The organism is Kitasatospora sp. HUAS MG31, from assembly GCF_040571325.1.
GTDB lineage: Bacteria > Actinomycetota > Actinomycetes > Streptomycetales > Streptomycetaceae > Kitasatospora > Kitasatospora camelliae.
On sequence record NZ_CP159872.1, the window covers coordinates 7,628,357 to 7,642,800 of the forward strand.

At 72.2% G+C, this 14,444-nt stretch carries 15 protein-coding genes, 2 tRNA genes and 1 pseudogene; 6 read left to right on the forward strand and 12 right to left on the reverse strand.

The features are described from left to right. Positions 1-509 precede the first annotated feature (509 nt). The 7 genes from ABWK59_RS34445 to ABWK59_RS34475 all read right to left on the reverse strand — a co-directional run bounded on the left by ABWK59_RS34445 (position 510) and on the right by ABWK59_RS34475 (position 5,083). Positions 510-1,118 carry a Fic family protein gene (locus tag ABWK59_RS34445; protein ID WP_354644608.1) on the reverse strand — a complete coding sequence of 203 codons (609 nt, stop codon included), beginning with the start codon at positions 1,116-1,118 and terminating at the stop codon, positions 510-512. Next, positions 1,105-1,647, reverse strand: coding sequence for a hypothetical protein (locus ABWK59_RS34450; protein WP_354644609.1), 543 nt, complete (start codon positions 1,645-1,647; stop codon positions 1,105-1,107). The genes ABWK59_RS34445 and ABWK59_RS34450 overlap by 14 nt, the downstream gene beginning before the upstream one ends. Positions 1,648-1,852: 205 nt before the next feature. After that, positions 1,853-2,290: a hypothetical protein gene (locus ABWK59_RS34455; RefSeq protein WP_354644610.1), complete on the reverse strand. Its 438-nt coding sequence runs from the start codon at positions 2,288-2,290 to the stop codon at positions 1,853-1,855. Positions 2,291-2,758: 468 nt separating this feature from the next. Beyond that, positions 2,759-3,541, reverse strand: coding sequence for a DUF6193 family natural product biosynthesis protein (locus tag ABWK59_RS34460; RefSeq protein ID WP_354644611.1), 783 nt, complete (start codon positions 3,539-3,541; stop codon positions 2,759-2,761). Positions 3,542-3,877: 336 nt separating this feature from the next. Continuing rightward, positions 3,878-4,147, reverse strand: coding sequence for a hypothetical protein (locus tag ABWK59_RS34465; protein ID WP_354644612.1), 270 nt, complete (start codon positions 4,145-4,147; stop codon positions 3,878-3,880). Continuing rightward, positions 4,144-4,407: a hypothetical protein gene (locus tag ABWK59_RS34470; protein WP_354644613.1), complete on the reverse strand. Its 264-nt coding sequence runs from the start codon at positions 4,405-4,407 to the stop codon at positions 4,144-4,146. Before ABWK59_RS34470 ends, ABWK59_RS34465 begins: the two co-directional genes overlap by 4 nt. A gap of 280 nt (positions 4,408-4,687) precedes the next feature. Then, positions 4,688-5,083, reverse strand: a complete 396-nt coding sequence (locus tag ABWK59_RS34475) for a cupin domain-containing protein (protein WP_354644614.1) — start codon at positions 5,081-5,083, stop codon at positions 4,688-4,690. A gap of 52 nt (positions 5,084-5,135) precedes the next feature. Between ABWK59_RS34475 and ABWK59_RS34480 the strand changes: the two genes are divergently transcribed. Beyond that, positions 5,136-6,128: a GlxA family transcriptional regulator gene (locus ABWK59_RS34480; protein WP_354644615.1), complete on the forward strand. Its 993-nt coding sequence runs from the start codon at positions 5,136-5,138 to the stop codon at positions 6,126-6,128. A gap of 181 nt (positions 6,129-6,309) precedes the next feature. Next, positions 6,310-6,504 (forward strand): annotated as a pseudogene (locus ABWK59_RS34485) (helix-turn-helix domain-containing protein); the annotation flags it as partial. A 67-nt stretch (positions 6,505-6,571) separates the two neighbouring features. On the opposite strand, the gene ABWK59_RS34490 reads toward ABWK59_RS34485, so the two are convergent. Beyond that, positions 6,572-7,255 carry a hypothetical protein gene (locus ABWK59_RS34490; RefSeq protein ID WP_354644616.1) on the reverse strand — a complete coding sequence of 228 codons (684 nt, stop codon included), beginning with the start codon at positions 7,253-7,255 and terminating at the stop codon, positions 6,572-6,574. Between the two features lie 190 nt (positions 7,256-7,445). On the opposite strand from ABWK59_RS34490, the gene ABWK59_RS34495 reads away from it, so the two are divergent. From ABWK59_RS34495 to ABWK59_RS34505, 3 genes are all read left to right on the forward strand, one after another. Next, entirely contained in the window at positions 7,446-7,964 is a 519-nt protein-coding gene (locus ABWK59_RS34495) for a nuclear transport factor 2 family protein (RefSeq protein ID WP_354644617.1), read from the forward strand. Positions 7,965-8,098: 134 nt separating this feature from the next. Then, positions 8,099-8,172: transfer RNA gene (locus ABWK59_RS34500), tRNA-Met, on the forward strand. A 203-nt stretch (positions 8,173-8,375) separates the two neighbouring features. Further along, positions 8,376-8,449, forward strand: a tRNA-Trp gene (locus ABWK59_RS34505). A 231-nt stretch (positions 8,450-8,680) separates the two neighbouring features. Here the strand turns inward: ABWK59_RS34505 and ABWK59_RS34510 are convergent. The 3 genes from ABWK59_RS34510 to ABWK59_RS34520 form a co-directional block, all read right to left on the reverse strand. Beyond that, positions 8,681-9,367: an alpha/beta fold hydrolase gene (locus tag ABWK59_RS34510; RefSeq protein WP_354644618.1), complete on the reverse strand. Its 687-nt coding sequence runs from the start codon at positions 9,365-9,367 to the stop codon at positions 8,681-8,683. Between the two features lie 106 nt (positions 9,368-9,473). Then, on the reverse strand, positions 9,474-10,805 hold the full coding sequence (locus ABWK59_RS34515) for an aminotransferase class I/II-fold pyridoxal phosphate-dependent enzyme (RefSeq protein WP_354644619.1): 1,332 nt from the start codon (positions 10,803-10,805) through the stop codon (positions 9,474-9,476). Positions 10,806-11,045: 240 nt separating this feature from the next. Beyond that, complete coding sequence (locus tag ABWK59_RS34520) at positions 11,046-11,900, reverse strand: hypothetical protein (protein ID WP_354644620.1); 855 nt, start codon at positions 11,898-11,900, stop codon at positions 11,046-11,048. A gap of 223 nt (positions 11,901-12,123) precedes the next feature. Between ABWK59_RS34520 and ABWK59_RS34525 the strand changes: the two genes are divergently transcribed. Further along, positions 12,124-12,720: a superoxide dismutase family protein gene (locus ABWK59_RS34525; protein WP_354644621.1), complete on the forward strand. Its 597-nt coding sequence runs from the start codon at positions 12,124-12,126 to the stop codon at positions 12,718-12,720. A 59-nt stretch (positions 12,721-12,779) separates the two neighbouring features. Here ABWK59_RS34525 and ABWK59_RS34530 read toward each other — a convergent pair whose 3' ends face one another. Next, positions 12,780-14,129, reverse strand: coding sequence for a cytochrome P450 (locus tag ABWK59_RS34530; RefSeq protein ID WP_354644622.1), 1,350 nt, complete (start codon positions 14,127-14,129; stop codon positions 12,780-12,782). Positions 14,130-14,444 lie beyond the last annotated feature (315 nt).

The following is a 14,444-nucleotide window of genomic DNA, read 5'->3' on the forward strand; positions in this document are numbered from 1 at the left end:
GCTGGCGTCAGGAGGTGCGGCGGCGACAGCGGATCAGGGTGAAGGTGGTGGCGCCGAGCCCGACCAGGACCGTGCCGATGCCCGCCGTGAGCAGTGCGCGGTCACCCTGGGCGCCGGTCCGGGCCAGCTGGTCAGTGGTGGCCGGAGCGGTGGAGGTGTCGGCCGCGGCGGTCGTCGTGCCGGTGGTGCTCGTGTCAGTGGTGGCCGGCCGCAGGGGTGGGGACGGTCGTCCGGTCTCCGGCCGGCTGGGGCGCCGGCGACTGCGGGCCCGGAGGCCGGCTCGGGGAAGCGGCGGTGATTTCGACGCTCGCGGTCTTCGAGCACATCGTGGTTCCCCGGAAGGGGACATCGTCGGCCTCGTTGACGAAGACACAGGGCCGCAGCTGGGTCCGGCCGGCCGGCATTCCGGCCGGGTGCTCTGGGGGCGTCGTGCGGCCCGGCCGCCGGTCGTCAGAAAACGATGGTTTGTTGAAGCTTGGCGAAGTTGTCAGTACGCCCGCCCGAACGCTTCATTGTCGGCGGCGGGTGAGCACCCCGATGAGAGCGGCAAGGTCGGCGGCGCCAGCCGGGTCATCCGCGTAACGGGTGGTCTGGAGGGGACCGACCTCAGGAAGGACGATGTCCTCCTGGGCCAGAACATAGATCAAGGTCAACAGTGCGGCGCGGGCATTGCCATCAGCGAAGGGGTGGAAGAACGCCACATCGAGGTAGGCGCGGGCCGCGCGGGCCGCCAGCGGGATGGCCGGGTCGTTGGTCTCGCGAAGGCAGGAATCGAAATCGGCTTGGGTGCGCGGGGTCAGGCCGTAGCGCTCGCGGCCAGCCTTCGCATAGGCGTCGCTCACGCGGAACGGTGCCTCTGGTACGGCAAGGACTTCGCGCTGCCAACCGGCCAGCAGGGCGAAGTCCAGCGGGGTGCGGCGTTCGGCATCTTCTCGGGCCAAGGCGTGTGCGGCGAATAGACGTTCGGCGCGAATCGGGTCGCGCAGACGCACCGGTCCCTCGCACCAGGATCGGAAACCATCGCGGTTGGGCGGGACCCGTTGCAAGGCCGGTGCATATTGCCAGTCGACCTTGCGGCGCACGCGCAGCCAGACTGAAAGGCTGTCAGTGACGGTCATGGAGTTCCTCCAGCGCCGCCCTCTCACGATGGTCCTGGTAGGGGGCGTGGCCGGTGAGGCCGACGGCGAGATCCTCGCCGACGGATTCGATCAGTGTCCGCTCCGGGTAGACCCAGCTCTTGAACCGGCCACCGATCGCGTTCTCCACTGCTTGCGCGGCTTCGGCCCGGTCCATGCCGGTGCTGGTGAGGAACCAGCCCAGGACGATGGAGGTCTGGCCGCGCCAGGCGTTGTCCGCGCCCGAGTCCATCGCGTGGGTCACGAGCCGGACGCAGGCCCGTTCCAGGTGCCAGCTGCGGTCCTCGGGTGAGGCGTCCGGCGGCGGTGCCAGCTCGGCGAAGCGCTGGGCCGTCCGCTCCAGCCACTCCCGCCACTCCAGCAGCGCGGCTACGACGCGTGCTGCGGTCTCGTCGGGGGTCGTCACCGAGCTCGGCCCGCTGGCCCAGTTGCCGATGGGCCCGCCGTCGCGGTAGCACCAGCTCCATCCCCAGGCCCAGGTGCCGTATCGCTCCCGAAGGACTGCATCCACCTGGCTCTCACACCAACGTTCGCCCTGCCACCAGCCGGCCATGCCGGAGAGTACGGGCGGCACCCACGCGCGGACCAGCGAGCGGAGACGAGCGTCTTCGGCCTCGTCCCAGGCGAACGGGTGACGGGCTGGGTCGAATTCGTCCCAGTTCCGAATGTCCTCGTAGGTGACGCGAGGCACGCGGTTGTCGGGGAAGGGCAGGGTGTCACGGTTGTACGTCAGGGCTGGCCACTCTTCCTGTTCGATGTGATCGACCTACCAGTCTCGGCTCGAAGCCCCTGCCATCGCGAATGGTTTTCGGACCCCACCTCGTGCGGCCATCCGTGCAGAACCTATAGCTCGCTCTCATCGTCACCGACCGATGGTTCGCGCAGCGGCCGGAGCCCGGCCCCGGCCGGGCGGAAGAACGTGTACCGGCAAGGAAGTTGATGTGGTCGAACTGCAGTGGTGAGAGGCGGGCAAGGAGGTTGTCGGCGACGGGGAAGCCATCGGCGGCCAGCCGCTTGGCCGCACGGTCCTGCGTGACCTGCTCATGGAAAGCAACGTCCTGCCCCAGGCCGACCGGCGGCTCCTGCTCTACGAACGCTGGCTCGCCGAACGCCTCGCAACCGTCGATGACCCCGCGCGACACCAACTCCAGCACCGCTTCGCCACCTGGCACCAACTGCGGCGCCTACGGGCGAAGGCCGATGCTGGGCCGCTTGGACGATCCCCCACCTCCGAGGCCCGGCAACAGATCACCCAGGCCGACGCCTTCCTCGCCTGGTTCGCAGCCCGCAGTCGGCCCTCCGCCAGTGCCGGCAAGCTGACCTCGACGCCTGGCACGCGGATCACTACGCCACCCGCCGACCAAGGGCGTCATCGACGACGGTGATGCCCTCACCGTCCGACTCGGAGACCCTCCGTCCCCGCTGCGCGCACCCGTCGCCGATCTCGTGCGCGCTTACCTGGCGGAACAGCCCCGCCTCGCCCGGGCCAGCAGCCGCAGCACCTCCTGGCTGTTCCCCGGCCGCCAACCCGGACACCCGATGGACTCGACCAGTCTGCTCGACCAGCTCCGAGCCGCCGGCGTTCCGACCCAGCGCGGCCGAGCCTCAGCCATCCGCCAGCGTCAGCTCACCAGCCCGAGCCCCTCAGGGAGGGCGGCCACCACGAGGGCGACGGCTTCCTCCGGCGTCTCGGTGCGTGCGACCAACTCCCCGCCTCGTCGCCGCACCCCGTACAACCGCTCGTCGTGCGGGAACAGGCCGAACCCGACCTGCCCCTCCGAGAGGCCGTACCCGACTTGCCTCTTCTCGGAAGGCTCGATTCTGGTGGAGAACCACACGTTGAAGTGGCTGGTGATCGGCGTCAGCCTGCGGAGCGCTGGCTGGGCGTACGCCGCTACCAACAGCGCGTTCGTGCGAGGGGTCCGGCCCCAACACGATGTGTGAAAGCGGTCGAGCTTGACGTGCCACACCAACTCGACTGCGCCGAACGGCTCTTGCTCGTGCGCCAGGGCCCACGGGCGGAACTCGACGCACGGGGCCTGGGCCTTGGTCTCTATCAGCCCCGCACCGCTGATCCACGCCGCTGTTGCCCTGACCACTTCGACCGGCTCCGCGATCCACCCACCGGCCATGGTCACGCCTTGGCTTTGCAGGCGCATCCAGAAGCCCCCGCACTGCTCGCCGGGCGAATACACCGACAACAGCCGAGAGCCCTCAGTCTGCTCGTAGGGCGGATACACCGTCACCCGCCGGCCGAGCCCCTCATCGCCATACGTCGCGATGGCCGAAATCTCACTGTCCGGCTCGGGCAGGACGACCCCGAGGCCCTCCGCTGTACGCCTCAACACCTCCCCGAGCACCCCGTTGACCCACTGACGTTCGCCTGCCCCCGCTCCGAAGCTCACCCCCTCAGTATGTCGCGTTGCAGCGCCCGGTCTACCTGATCAACACATGGGGAGATGGGACCGACGATCTCCTGTGACGGGACGCGCAATTGCGGAACGTCTGGGACCACCGCTCGGACCCCGCGCGAGCAGAGCGGGCTTGTGACCGCACAGACTGATCAGCAGAGCACCAACGACAACTCACGGTGACGGACCCAGCTGACACCGGCGAATACGCGACACCTCGACATGCGAGCCCACCAGTCTCAGAAGCCTTCACGTCCCAGGGCGGGCCCAGCAAGCGGTGGGGGCCGCCCGAACGACTCGGGTGGCCCCCACCGCGATCCCCGGGAGAGGTCAGGAGCAGAGGCCGGGTACCCAGACCAGGCGGACGACGTCGATGGTCGGGGCGACCGGGTGGTCGGGGTTGAGGAAGATCTCGGCCGTCACCTCGGGGGTGAGGACCACGCTCCGCAGGTCGCCCCACTCGTCCACCGGCGTGCCGGACCGGTCGTCCAGCAGGACGATCGCCGCGGTGACGAGGGCGAACAGGTCCGGATCCGTCTTCGAGATCTCGACAATCGTGCGGGCCGGCTGGTCCTGGAGCCAGGTACGCCAACGGCTCACGCAGCGGCCTCGGCCGGCCGGACCCGCGTGGTGCCGAGGACCGGCTGCACCGCGGCCCGGAAACCGGCCCGGTCGGGCCCGTACGCGGCCGACATGGCGCGCAGCCACCACGAGGTGATGACCGCCTCCCGGTCGTCGGCCTCCTCCACCGGCCCCAACTCGGCGTAGAACCCGGCGCGCTGCTCGTACGTGAGGGCCTGCTCGATCCCGTTGATGCTGCGCGGCACCCGGAGCGTCCCGTGGTCGGCGGTCGCGGTCACGTCTCACCCTCCCCAGTCTGTTCACCTCCGACCGTACCCGCCGTCCGCGGACGGGTCACCTCACCGGCCGCCCCGACTCCTGTCGATCAGGAGGGCACGACCGGCCGGCCGGTCAGGTGCACACCCGCGTGCCCGCGTGCCGTATCTCGTCGACAGCGGTGCCGTGTCGGCGGTGCTCGACTCCGGCGGTGTACCGGAGCCGAGCTGGTCAGGAAGCCCCGCCTTCATGCCCGGTTGCGGCAGGATCGCCCAGTGGTGATCCCGGCCTCTGTCCGTCCGCTCACGCGTTGAGGACGTGTCCGATGGTCGCGTCCACGTGGTCGGGGATCTCGTCGTGGCGGTCACCCACGGTCGGCGTCCCGGTCGGCTCGAACAGGAGGATCGCGGCGCCCGACGGCGCGGACGGCTTGTGCTCCGTACCCGCAGGGACGGTGAAGACCGCCCCCTGGGGCAGCAGGACCGTGCGCTCCCCCTCGGGCTCGCGCAAGGAGATGCGCAGTTCACCGTCGAGTACCAGGAAGAACTCGTCGGTGTCGTCGTGGGCGTGCCAGAGGTGTTCGCCCTGGACCTTGGCGATCCGGACGTCGTAGTCGTTGACGCGCGTGACGATGCGGGGGCTCCAGAGCGCATCGAAGGAGGCCAGCGCCTGGCTGAGGGTGATGGGTTGGTTGCTCATGGGCTCATCCTGAGCTGTTTCGCCAGGTCGGCGTGAGTGCTAGGAATCGCATATGGCGAAAGAATCCTCGCACCAGGCTCATGTTGCGGGCGTCCACCGGGTGGTCGTGATCGTGGACGAGAACTCGAACCCTTTCGAGCTCGGCTGTGCGACCGAGGTCTTCGGCCTCCGCAGGCCGGAGATCGGCCGCGATCTCTACGACTTCAGTCTCTGCTCCCCCGAGCCCCGCACGGCGATGCGAGACGGATTCTTCACGCTCACGGGAGTCGCCGGCCTGGAGGCGGCCGATACAGCGGACACGTTGATCGTCCCCAACCGCCCCGACGTCGAAGTGCCCCGCCGACCCGCCGTGCTCGATTCCATCCGACGGGCGCACGCCCGCGGTGCACGCCTGATCGGCTTCTGCAGCGGCGCCTTCACTCTGGCCGAGGCCGGAGTCCTCGACGGGCGCCGAGCCACAGCCCACTGGCGGTGGGCGGGTGCCTTCCGTGCCCGCTTCCCCTCTGTCCACCTCGAATCAGACGTGCTGTTCGTGGACGACGGTGACATCCTCACCGCCGCGGGAAGCGCGGCCGCCCTCGACCTCGGGCTGCACGTGGTCCGCCGCGACCACGGCGCCGAGGTCGCCAACTCCGTAAGCCGGCGACTGGTATTCGCGGCGCACCGCGACGGCGGACAGCGGCAATTCGTGGAGCGTCCCATGCCCGACCTCCCCGACGAATCCCTGGCCCCCGTCCTGGCCTGGGCCCAGGAACGGCTCGACTCACCGCTCACGGTCTCAGACCTCGCGGCGCGAGCGGCGGTCAGCCCGGCGACACTGCACCGCCGCTTCCGGGCGCAACTGGGGACGACCCCCTTGACGTGGCTCACGGGAGAGCGGCTCGCCTTGGCATGCCGGCTGATCGAACGAGGCGAGTCACGATTCGAGATCGTCGCACGCCGAAGCGGGCTGGGAACAGCTACCAACCTGCGGTCGCTCATACGCCGCGAGACGGGCATCACTCCGTCGGCATACAAGCGCCGGTTCGGGCCCGAGGTGACCTGACGGCAGGGATGGAAGCGCCCTGGTCCAGGTTTCGCTGCTGACAGGTACGTCGGCGTGGACGTGGACGCCCGCAAGGACGTCCTGGGCCTGTAGGGCGGCGCCGAGGGCGGGCGACGGTGTCTCCACGTGGATGGCCGTGCTCACCGAGACTGCGCAACCGCGGCGTCGAGGACGTGTGCACCTGGCCCGCCGGGCGGGGATGAGCGCCCGGCACCTCGGCCGCCACTTCAGGTCCGTCACCGGCACCACCCCGCTGCAGTGGCTGCTCGCCCAGCGGATGCGGCACGCCCAGGAGCTGCTGGAGACCTCCGACGCCACCGTCGAGACGATCGCGGCGGCCACCGGCATGGGCACCGCCACCACCCTGCGGCGGCACGTTCCGCTCACGCACCAGCGCGGGCTCGGGCGCGGGCTCGGGCTAGCGCCGGGGCCCGGTGCTCGGCCTATTCGTCGAGGTCGTAGAGGTCGTCGTCGAGATCGAGATCGAGGTCGAGATCGTCGAGGTCGCGGAAGTCGAGGCCGGCGGGGCCGAGTTCGGTGTTCTCGGCGTGCTCCCGCATCCGGGGGCCGTACTCGGGGTGGTCGGTCAGGCCGGTGTAGGAGCCGAAGGCGAGGTCGAGTACCCCGGCGAGGTGGGCGAGGTAGACGTCGAGGCCGGGGTACATCACCGCGACGTACGGAAGGTCGTCGATGTCGGTGACGAGGACCGGATACTCGCCGGTGGAGTCGGGCCGGCCCAGGTAGAGCAGTCGGCGGGAGTCGCTTCCGCCGACGAGCGGCAGGCACGGGGAGGGCAGCAGCGCCTCGAAGTCGGCGAACATGCCGACCATGACGCCGCCGGAGCCGTACATCCGCTCGGCCGTCTCGCCGAGTGCCCGGCCCTCCAGGACGGGCGCCCGGGCGTCGTCGTACCAGCCGATGCCGCTCAGCCAGGAGCTGTCGAACGCGAGCCATCGGCGCAGGCTCGGCGGCAGCGGCCGGTCGCCGGCCAGCCGTAGCCGGTCGATCGCCTCGGGAGCGAGCGGCACCGGAGCGGTGATGTCCAGGGCACCGGCCGCGGGTCGGCCCTGGCTGACCCGGGCGATCACCCGGTCGATCAGTGCTGCTCCGTGCATGCTCTCGTCCATGGGCGGCACTGTCCCACACCGCGCCGACAGCACGTTCGGGTGGACGGATGTGGACAGTGCTGGACGGTTCCGGCCCGTCGTCGGGTCTGGGAAGTGGACATCGCCGGACGCGAGTCTGTGGGCCATGGACGCCGCCTGAACGTCCGGACGTCCGACCGCACCCGGCACCCGTACCTGAAGGAGTATCACCATGATGTCCCGCCCGCCCCGCGCCGTGACGGTGCTGATGGCCGCCGCGGCCTTCTGCGCCGCCACCGCCTCGACCGCCGCCGCCGCTCACGCCGCACAGGACGCCGGCCGGCGCCCGCTGAGGATCGTCAATGAGTGGGTGCGTGCCTGGAACGGTACCGATCCGCGGGCGCTCGGCGCCCTGTTCACCGCCGACGGCACCTACATCGACGAGGCCGTGGGCGTCACCTTCCACGGCCGCAAGGAGATCGCCGGGTGGAAGGCCCGGGCGGACGGCCTCATCGACGGGGTCCACGTCAGCGTGCGCGCCACCCGCCGCGACGGTGACCGCGTCACGGTCGAGGCCGTCTACTCGGGGCACATCAAGGGCGCACCCGCGCCGTTCGCCGTGCCGATGACCACCTCCCTCGACCTCGACGAGAACCGCTGCCGGATCGTCTCCGACCGGGACCACTACAGCCTTGCCACCGTCCTCGCCCAGTCCGGCCTGCCCGCCGACTGGACCCCGCCTGCGGCCTGACCCCGGGCCGGAGCGCGCACCGGCGACGTACGGCAGCCGGTGCGCGCTCCGGCTCCATGCCGGCCCGGCCGGGCCTGGCCTGCCGGAATGGATTTCTCCTGTGGCCCGTCGTGCCGTAGAGTCGGGTTCACCGACGCGGGGTGGAGCAGCTCGGTAGCTCGCTGGGCTCATAACCCAGAGGTCGCAGGTTCAAATCCTGTCCCCGCTACTGAAAGGCCGGGCCCGGTGTGCAGACGATGCGCACCGGGCCCGGCCTTTTCCGGTTCGTGGCACGGCCCGGGGGAGCGGTGGGCCGGAAAACCTGGTGACCTTGGTGCCGTTCATGTCGGAGAATCAAGTCCTGCGGCCGGAGAGGCCGGTAGCCCGTCGCTCTGGTGTCGGGACATACCGGTCGAGCGCGGGCCGGGTTTTACGGGTGTAGCTCAAGTGGCCAGAGCAGCCGTCTCCAAAACGGCAGGCTGGGGGTTCAAGTCCCTCCACCCGTGCTACGGCTTCCGCGTCATGAGCGGGCCGCGTCGAAGCGGGTGCGGCGTCCTCGCTGCCGATGGACGCGGTGCTGTTCCCGCTCGCCGCCCTGGTCGCGATCGGTCGTTTCGGCGGCTGACCACCCGGCGGCCGGAAGCTCGGCGGCCGGAAGCCCGGTCACCCGCCGGGCCACTCCACCGGGTCGGCCCTGTCCGGCCCGAGCGGGGAGCCACGCCGCTTCGTCGACGCCCTCACGCCTCCAGGGTTCTCGCGGCGTCGCGGATGACGTCGAGGACGACGTCGGGGTGCGAGAGCATGGGCACGTGGCTGCTGTCGACGGCGTAGGTCTTCGCACCCATCCGCTCGGCGGCCGCCCGCTCCAGGTCGGGGTTCACGGTGCGGTCGTCGTTCGCGACGATGTACCAGCTCGGCTTCGTCCGCCAGGCGGTGCCGGGAACCTGCTGGGTGAACAGGTCGGGGACCGGTACGGCGCCCGTCGCGAGGACGAGCTTCTGCTCGGCTTCGGGCAGATCGCCGCAGAAGTCGCCGATGCCCGACTCGAGGAGCCAGATGCGGCCGTCGGCGACGTCGATGTGCTCGAAGACGGGGGTCCGGGGGAACTTGTCCTGCTGGTCCTGTGAGGTCTCGTCCTCATCGGGGGCGAGCGCGGCGATGTAGACCAGGGCACCCACGCGGTCGTGGACGCCGGCCTTGGTGATCAGCGTGCCGCCGTACGAGTGGCCGACGAGCACGACCGGGCCGGGCACGTGATCGATGGCGCGGGTGACGCAGGCGACGTCGCCCTCGAGCGAGTCCAGGCCGTGCTGCGAGCTGGACACCGCGTGGCCCTCGGCCTGGAGAGCGGGGATGAGCTTGTTGAAGCACGACCCGTCGGCCCAGAGTCCGTGGGCGAAAACGATACTGGCCTTGCCGGTCATGACGTCCTCCTTCGTAGAGATCAATCCATGACGACAACCCTACGATGAGTAGCCGGACGATCACTCTCGGCTCGGGCGCGCCGGCGGCCGGTCACCGTGCGGCCGGTCACCGTGCGGTGGGGCTGCTCGGGCTCGGGGAGCGGGGGAGGGCGAGTTCCTCCCAGATGCGGTCGAGTGCCTCGACGAAGCCCCGGACCTCGTCGGTGCCGTGCACGGCGCCGGGGGCGGCCCGCAGGATCTCCTCGCCGACCCGGACGCTCGGGGCGCTGATCGCCTGGACGTAGACGGCGTGCCGCTCCAGCAGGAGTTCGGAGATCTCCTTGCAGACCTGCTCGTCGCCGACCAGCACGGACACGATGTGGGACAGGTCCGAGAGGAACGGGATCCCCTGTTCCTTCAGCAGCCGGTGCGTCAGCTGGGCGTTCTCCCGCAGCCGGTCCCGCTCCAGCTCCGAGGTCCGCAGGTGCCGGACCGCCGCGAGGCCGCCGGCGCCGTGCAGGGCCTCGCGGCGCTCCAGGAGCCGCTCCGCCGCCGTGTACGCGGCGTAGGCGTCCCCGGTCCGCATCAGCAGGGTGGTCAGCACGGCCCCCGCCACCCGCAGGGCGTCGTCCGCGCCGAGCGCCCCGGGGACCTCTGACCGTTCCAGGACCGCCTGCTCGTACCCGGCCGCCGCGTCCGGGCGGTCGCAGAGCCGTTCGGCGTCGGCCGCGGCCAGCCGGGCCGACACCGTGAGCCGGTGCCCCGGGCCGAGCCGGGACAGCGCGTCCTCGACCAGGGGGCCCGCCAGCGCCGCCGCCCTCGCGTACCACCCGGCCGCGCCGTGCGCCTGGACCGCCACCAGCCGCGCGCCCAGGTGGGCCTCCGACCCCGGGCCCGTGGTGCGGGCCGCCCGGTCGGCGGCCTCCTTGGCGAGGGCCAGCCCGGCGGCGTGGTCGCCGGTGGCGACCAGGGCCTCGGCCCGACCGCACAGGGCCGCGACGGTCTCCGGCGCGTCCGGCCCGAGCAGGCGCTCGGTGGTGGCGGCGTGGGCGGCCCAGATGTCGACCGCGTCCCGGAGCAGCCCCGCCGCAGCCGAACTGCGGGCGTAGCGGGTGAGCAGCCGGGGGCCGTCCGGGGCGGCGTACAGACCGTCGCCGAGGTGGCCGTGCAGGCGGCCCGCGTTGGCCCGCAGGACCTCCTCCAACGCCGGGTCCGCGTAGTCGTGTTCGGGCCAGAGGTCGATCAGGGCGGTGGCCGCGCAGCTGGCCCAGGTGGCGAGCTGCCCGGGAGCGAGGGTGTCGCGGGCCGCCCGGGCGGTGAGGGCGTGCATCAGGACGGCCCGGGGCTCGGCCCGCCGGCTGTGGGTGATCAGCCCGTACTCGTGCAGGACGCGCAGCGCCGCGTCGCCGATGCCGCGGCGGCCGACCCCCGGCCGGTCCTCGGCGCCCTGACCGGTCAACAGGTCCCGTACCACCGGGGCCTGCCACAGGTGGTCCGGGTGCCCGGCCGGGTCGTAGCAGGCGGCCAGCCGCAGGGCCGGCGTGGCGGCGCCCCGGGGGCGGCGGTTCCGGGCCGCTTCGAGGGAGAGCAGCAGGGCGGCGGTGACGCCGGGCCCGCCGCCGGCGGGATCGGGGGTGAGCTCCTCGTCCAGCCGGGCCTCCCGGGCGCGCAGCTCGGTGAGGTACTCCTCGGCGGTCAGCTACTCGCGGACCATGGCCGCCGCGGCGTAGCCCAGGGCGAGCGGGAGGTGCCCGAGCTCCTCGCCGAGTTCGGCCAGCCGCGGGGTGTGCCCGTCCTCCGCGAGGTAGTCCACTTCGGAGGCGAGGACGCGTGCGCGCAGGAAGGCGAGCGACTCCGCCGGGTCGAAGGTGCCGACCGCGACGACGGTGCCCAGCACCCCGCCGAGGGAGGCGCCGCGCAGGCGGGTGGTCGCCAGCACCCGGCGGTCCTCGGCGGTGCTGTGCGGCAGGCCGTCGGTGAGGGCGGCGGGGTCGGCGAGGTCGTCGAGCACGACCAGGGCGGACGGCCCGGGGGTGCGGAACCACTCCACGAACGCCGCGGCCTGCCGGTCGAGATCACGGGCCGGGAGCCCGGGCAGCAGCAGCCGCCGCGCGGCGTCGGCGTACGAGGCGGTGAGGGAGGGCCCGTCGGTGGCGTCCGCCCACAGCACGAACCGGCTGGCGCCGGTGGCCAGGGCGCGGTGCGCGTGCGCCGCGGCCAGCTGCGACTTGCCGACCCCGCCCGGTCCGCTGAGCAGGACCGACCCGTGCTCCGCCAGCGCCTCGGCCAGGCGCTGCCCGACGCCGGTGCGCGGCTGCGGCGCCGAGTCCGGGACGGGTACCGGACCGACCGTGAGCGGGCAGCTCACCTCCGCCCGCGGCGTCACGTGCACGGTGGCCTGGCGGCCGGTCACGTACACCGTCTCACCGTGGAAGTTGAGCGTGCGCGGGGCCGGCCCCGGCAGGTCCTCCGGCCTCACCACGCGCAGCCCGGAGGCCAGTTCACCGAGAGTCGCCGGCCGCTCGTCGCCGGATGTGTCCGCTCGCTCGCTCACCGGACCAGTGTCGCGGCCGGGGTCGGCGCGCGCGGGCGAACGGCGAAGGCGGAAGGAGACGGATCCGCCCGTGACCGCGGCCGACGGAGGCCGAGGCGGCCCGGGCCGTGAGGCTCACCACATGCGAGGCGGGAGAGCGGATTGAACGACCAGGGGGGTCATCTCCGTACCTCTTCACGTCGACGACCGGCAAGGACCGTCCACGGGGACGAGGAGAGCGAACATGCGACGAAGGACGATGACGGCCACCTGCACCGCGCTGGCGGCGACGCTGCTGCTGGCCGGATGCGGCGGCGTCTCGAAGGGGGCGGGCCCGACGTCCACGGCCTCCGACGGGCCGGTGGTTCTGGCGGAGGTGGCGGCGGAGTTCGCGGGCTTCGGTGACCAGGTCAAGGCCGTCACCTACCAGGAGGCGGTGCCCGCGGGCGCCCGGGTGAAGGTGAGCGTCCAGGCGGAAGGTGACACCGGGACCGGCTTCCGCCTGGATCTCGGCGGCCTGACGAAGGGCCATGCCTTCGGCGCCCACCTGCACACCAAGCCCTGCGGCGCGAAGCCCGCCGATGCCGGCCCGCACTACCAGGACCAGGCGGACCCCACGTCGCCGTCGACCGATCCGGCCTACGCCAACGACAGGAACGAGGTGTGGCTGGACTTCACCGCCGACGCCGAGGGCAACGCCACCGTCACCCGCACCGTCGACTTCCGCCCCCGCCAAGGCGAGGCGGGCTCGATCGTCATCCATGCCCAGCACACCGCGACCGACCACGGCAAGGCCGGCACCGCCGGCGACCGCTGGGCCTGCGTCAACCTGCCACTCTGACGAGGGCGTGCCCTGCCGGGCGGGTTCGGAACGTCCGGCAGGGCCCGCCTCGACCGCCGCTACCCCAGCCTGGTCAGGGCGATCCGCACCGGACCGCGGGCCTCCAGCGTGATGCCGCTGGCCACCGGGACCTCGGTGTCCACCGCCTCGATCTCGAAGGCCCGCAGCAGCGCCGCGAGCCCGAGCACCGACTCCAGCATGGAGAAGTGCTGCCCGATGCAGGCGCGTGGCCCGCCCCCGAAGGGGAACCAGGCGTAGCGGTGGCGCCCGGCCTCCCGCTCGGGGGTGAACCGCTCGGGGTCGAAGCGCTCCGGATCCTCCCAGTGCTCCGGGTGACGGTGCGTCACGTACGGGGAGACCAGCACGTCCGCGCCGGCCGGGATGTCGACGCCGTCCACCGTGCACGCCCGGCTCGCCCGCCGGCCGAACGTCTGGGCCGCCGGGTAGAGCCGCATCGCCTCCTTGAGCACCATGGTCAGGTACGGCAGCGCCGCCAGGTCCTCGGCCCGGGGCGGGCGGCCGTCGCCGAGCACCGACATGACCTCGGCGCGGGCCCGCCGCTGCTGCTCGGGGTGCTTGCCCAGCAGGTGGAGCGCGAAGGTCAGCGAGGTGGCGGTGGTCTCGTGCCCGGCCAGCAGGAAGATCAGCACCTGGTCGCGCAGCTCGGTCGCGTCCAGCGCCTCGCCGTCCTCGCCCCGCGCCTCGGCGAGCAGTCCGAGCAGATCGTCCGAGCGCTGCCCGGCGCGGCGGGCGATGATGTCGTCGCAGACGCGGTAGAGCTCGCGCTGGGCGGCCGCGCCCTCCCGGTTGCTCGCGGTCGGCCAGCTGCGGGGCAGCGGCAGCGGGGAGATGGCACGGCTGCGCACGTAACGGCCGATGACCGGGAACCGGGTGCGCACCACGTCGATCGCGGCCTCGACGTCGGCGCCGAACAGGATCCGGGCCACGGCGCGGAGCGCGAAGCGCGACATCTCGTCGGCCGCCTCCACCACCCCGTCCGGCACCGCCGCCCAGCGTTCGACCAGGGCCGCGGCCTCGGTGGCGACCGCGTCGGCGTAGCCGTCCACCCTGCGCTTGGTGAACAGCGGCTGGACCAGTCGGCGCTGGCGCACGTAGTCCTCGTCCTGCGCGGTGAGCAGGCCGTTGCCGAGGCTCTGCCGGATCTCGTGGTAGAACGCGTTCTCCTTGCGGAAGTCGGCCGCCTGGCCGGCCAGCACCTGCTGCACGCCCTCCGGGGAGAAGACCAGGTAGAAGCGGGCCCGGAGCCCGGGCGGTCCGGCCGAGAAGCGGACCACGTCGCCGTGGTCCCGCTGGGCGGCCAGGTAGGCGCCGAGCGGATCCCGCTTCAGGTCCAGCATCGAGCCGAGGAGCGGGAGCCCGGGCGGGCCTGGGGGCCGGACGGCCGGCATGACGCCTCCAACAGGGGACGGTTCGTGGGTACGCGCGTCACGCTAGCCGAGGGCGGATCCGGACATCAGGGTGCGAAGGTGCGAAGGTGCACCATGACTGCCCGTCCTCACCCGCCGGATGAGCCGCCCGAATCGACGACCTATCGTCGTAGTGATGCCCGACGTGGCATCGTTCTGCCGGGCCGGAAGCGGCGGCGGGCTGCGTAGGGGCGGGGGCCTCTGACGCCGGCAGGTGGGGGAGAGGGCCGCTGGCCCGGGCCACGTCGGGGCGCCGGTCGGTTGGGCGGACGGTGGCTCCCCCGTGCGGGGGAGGGA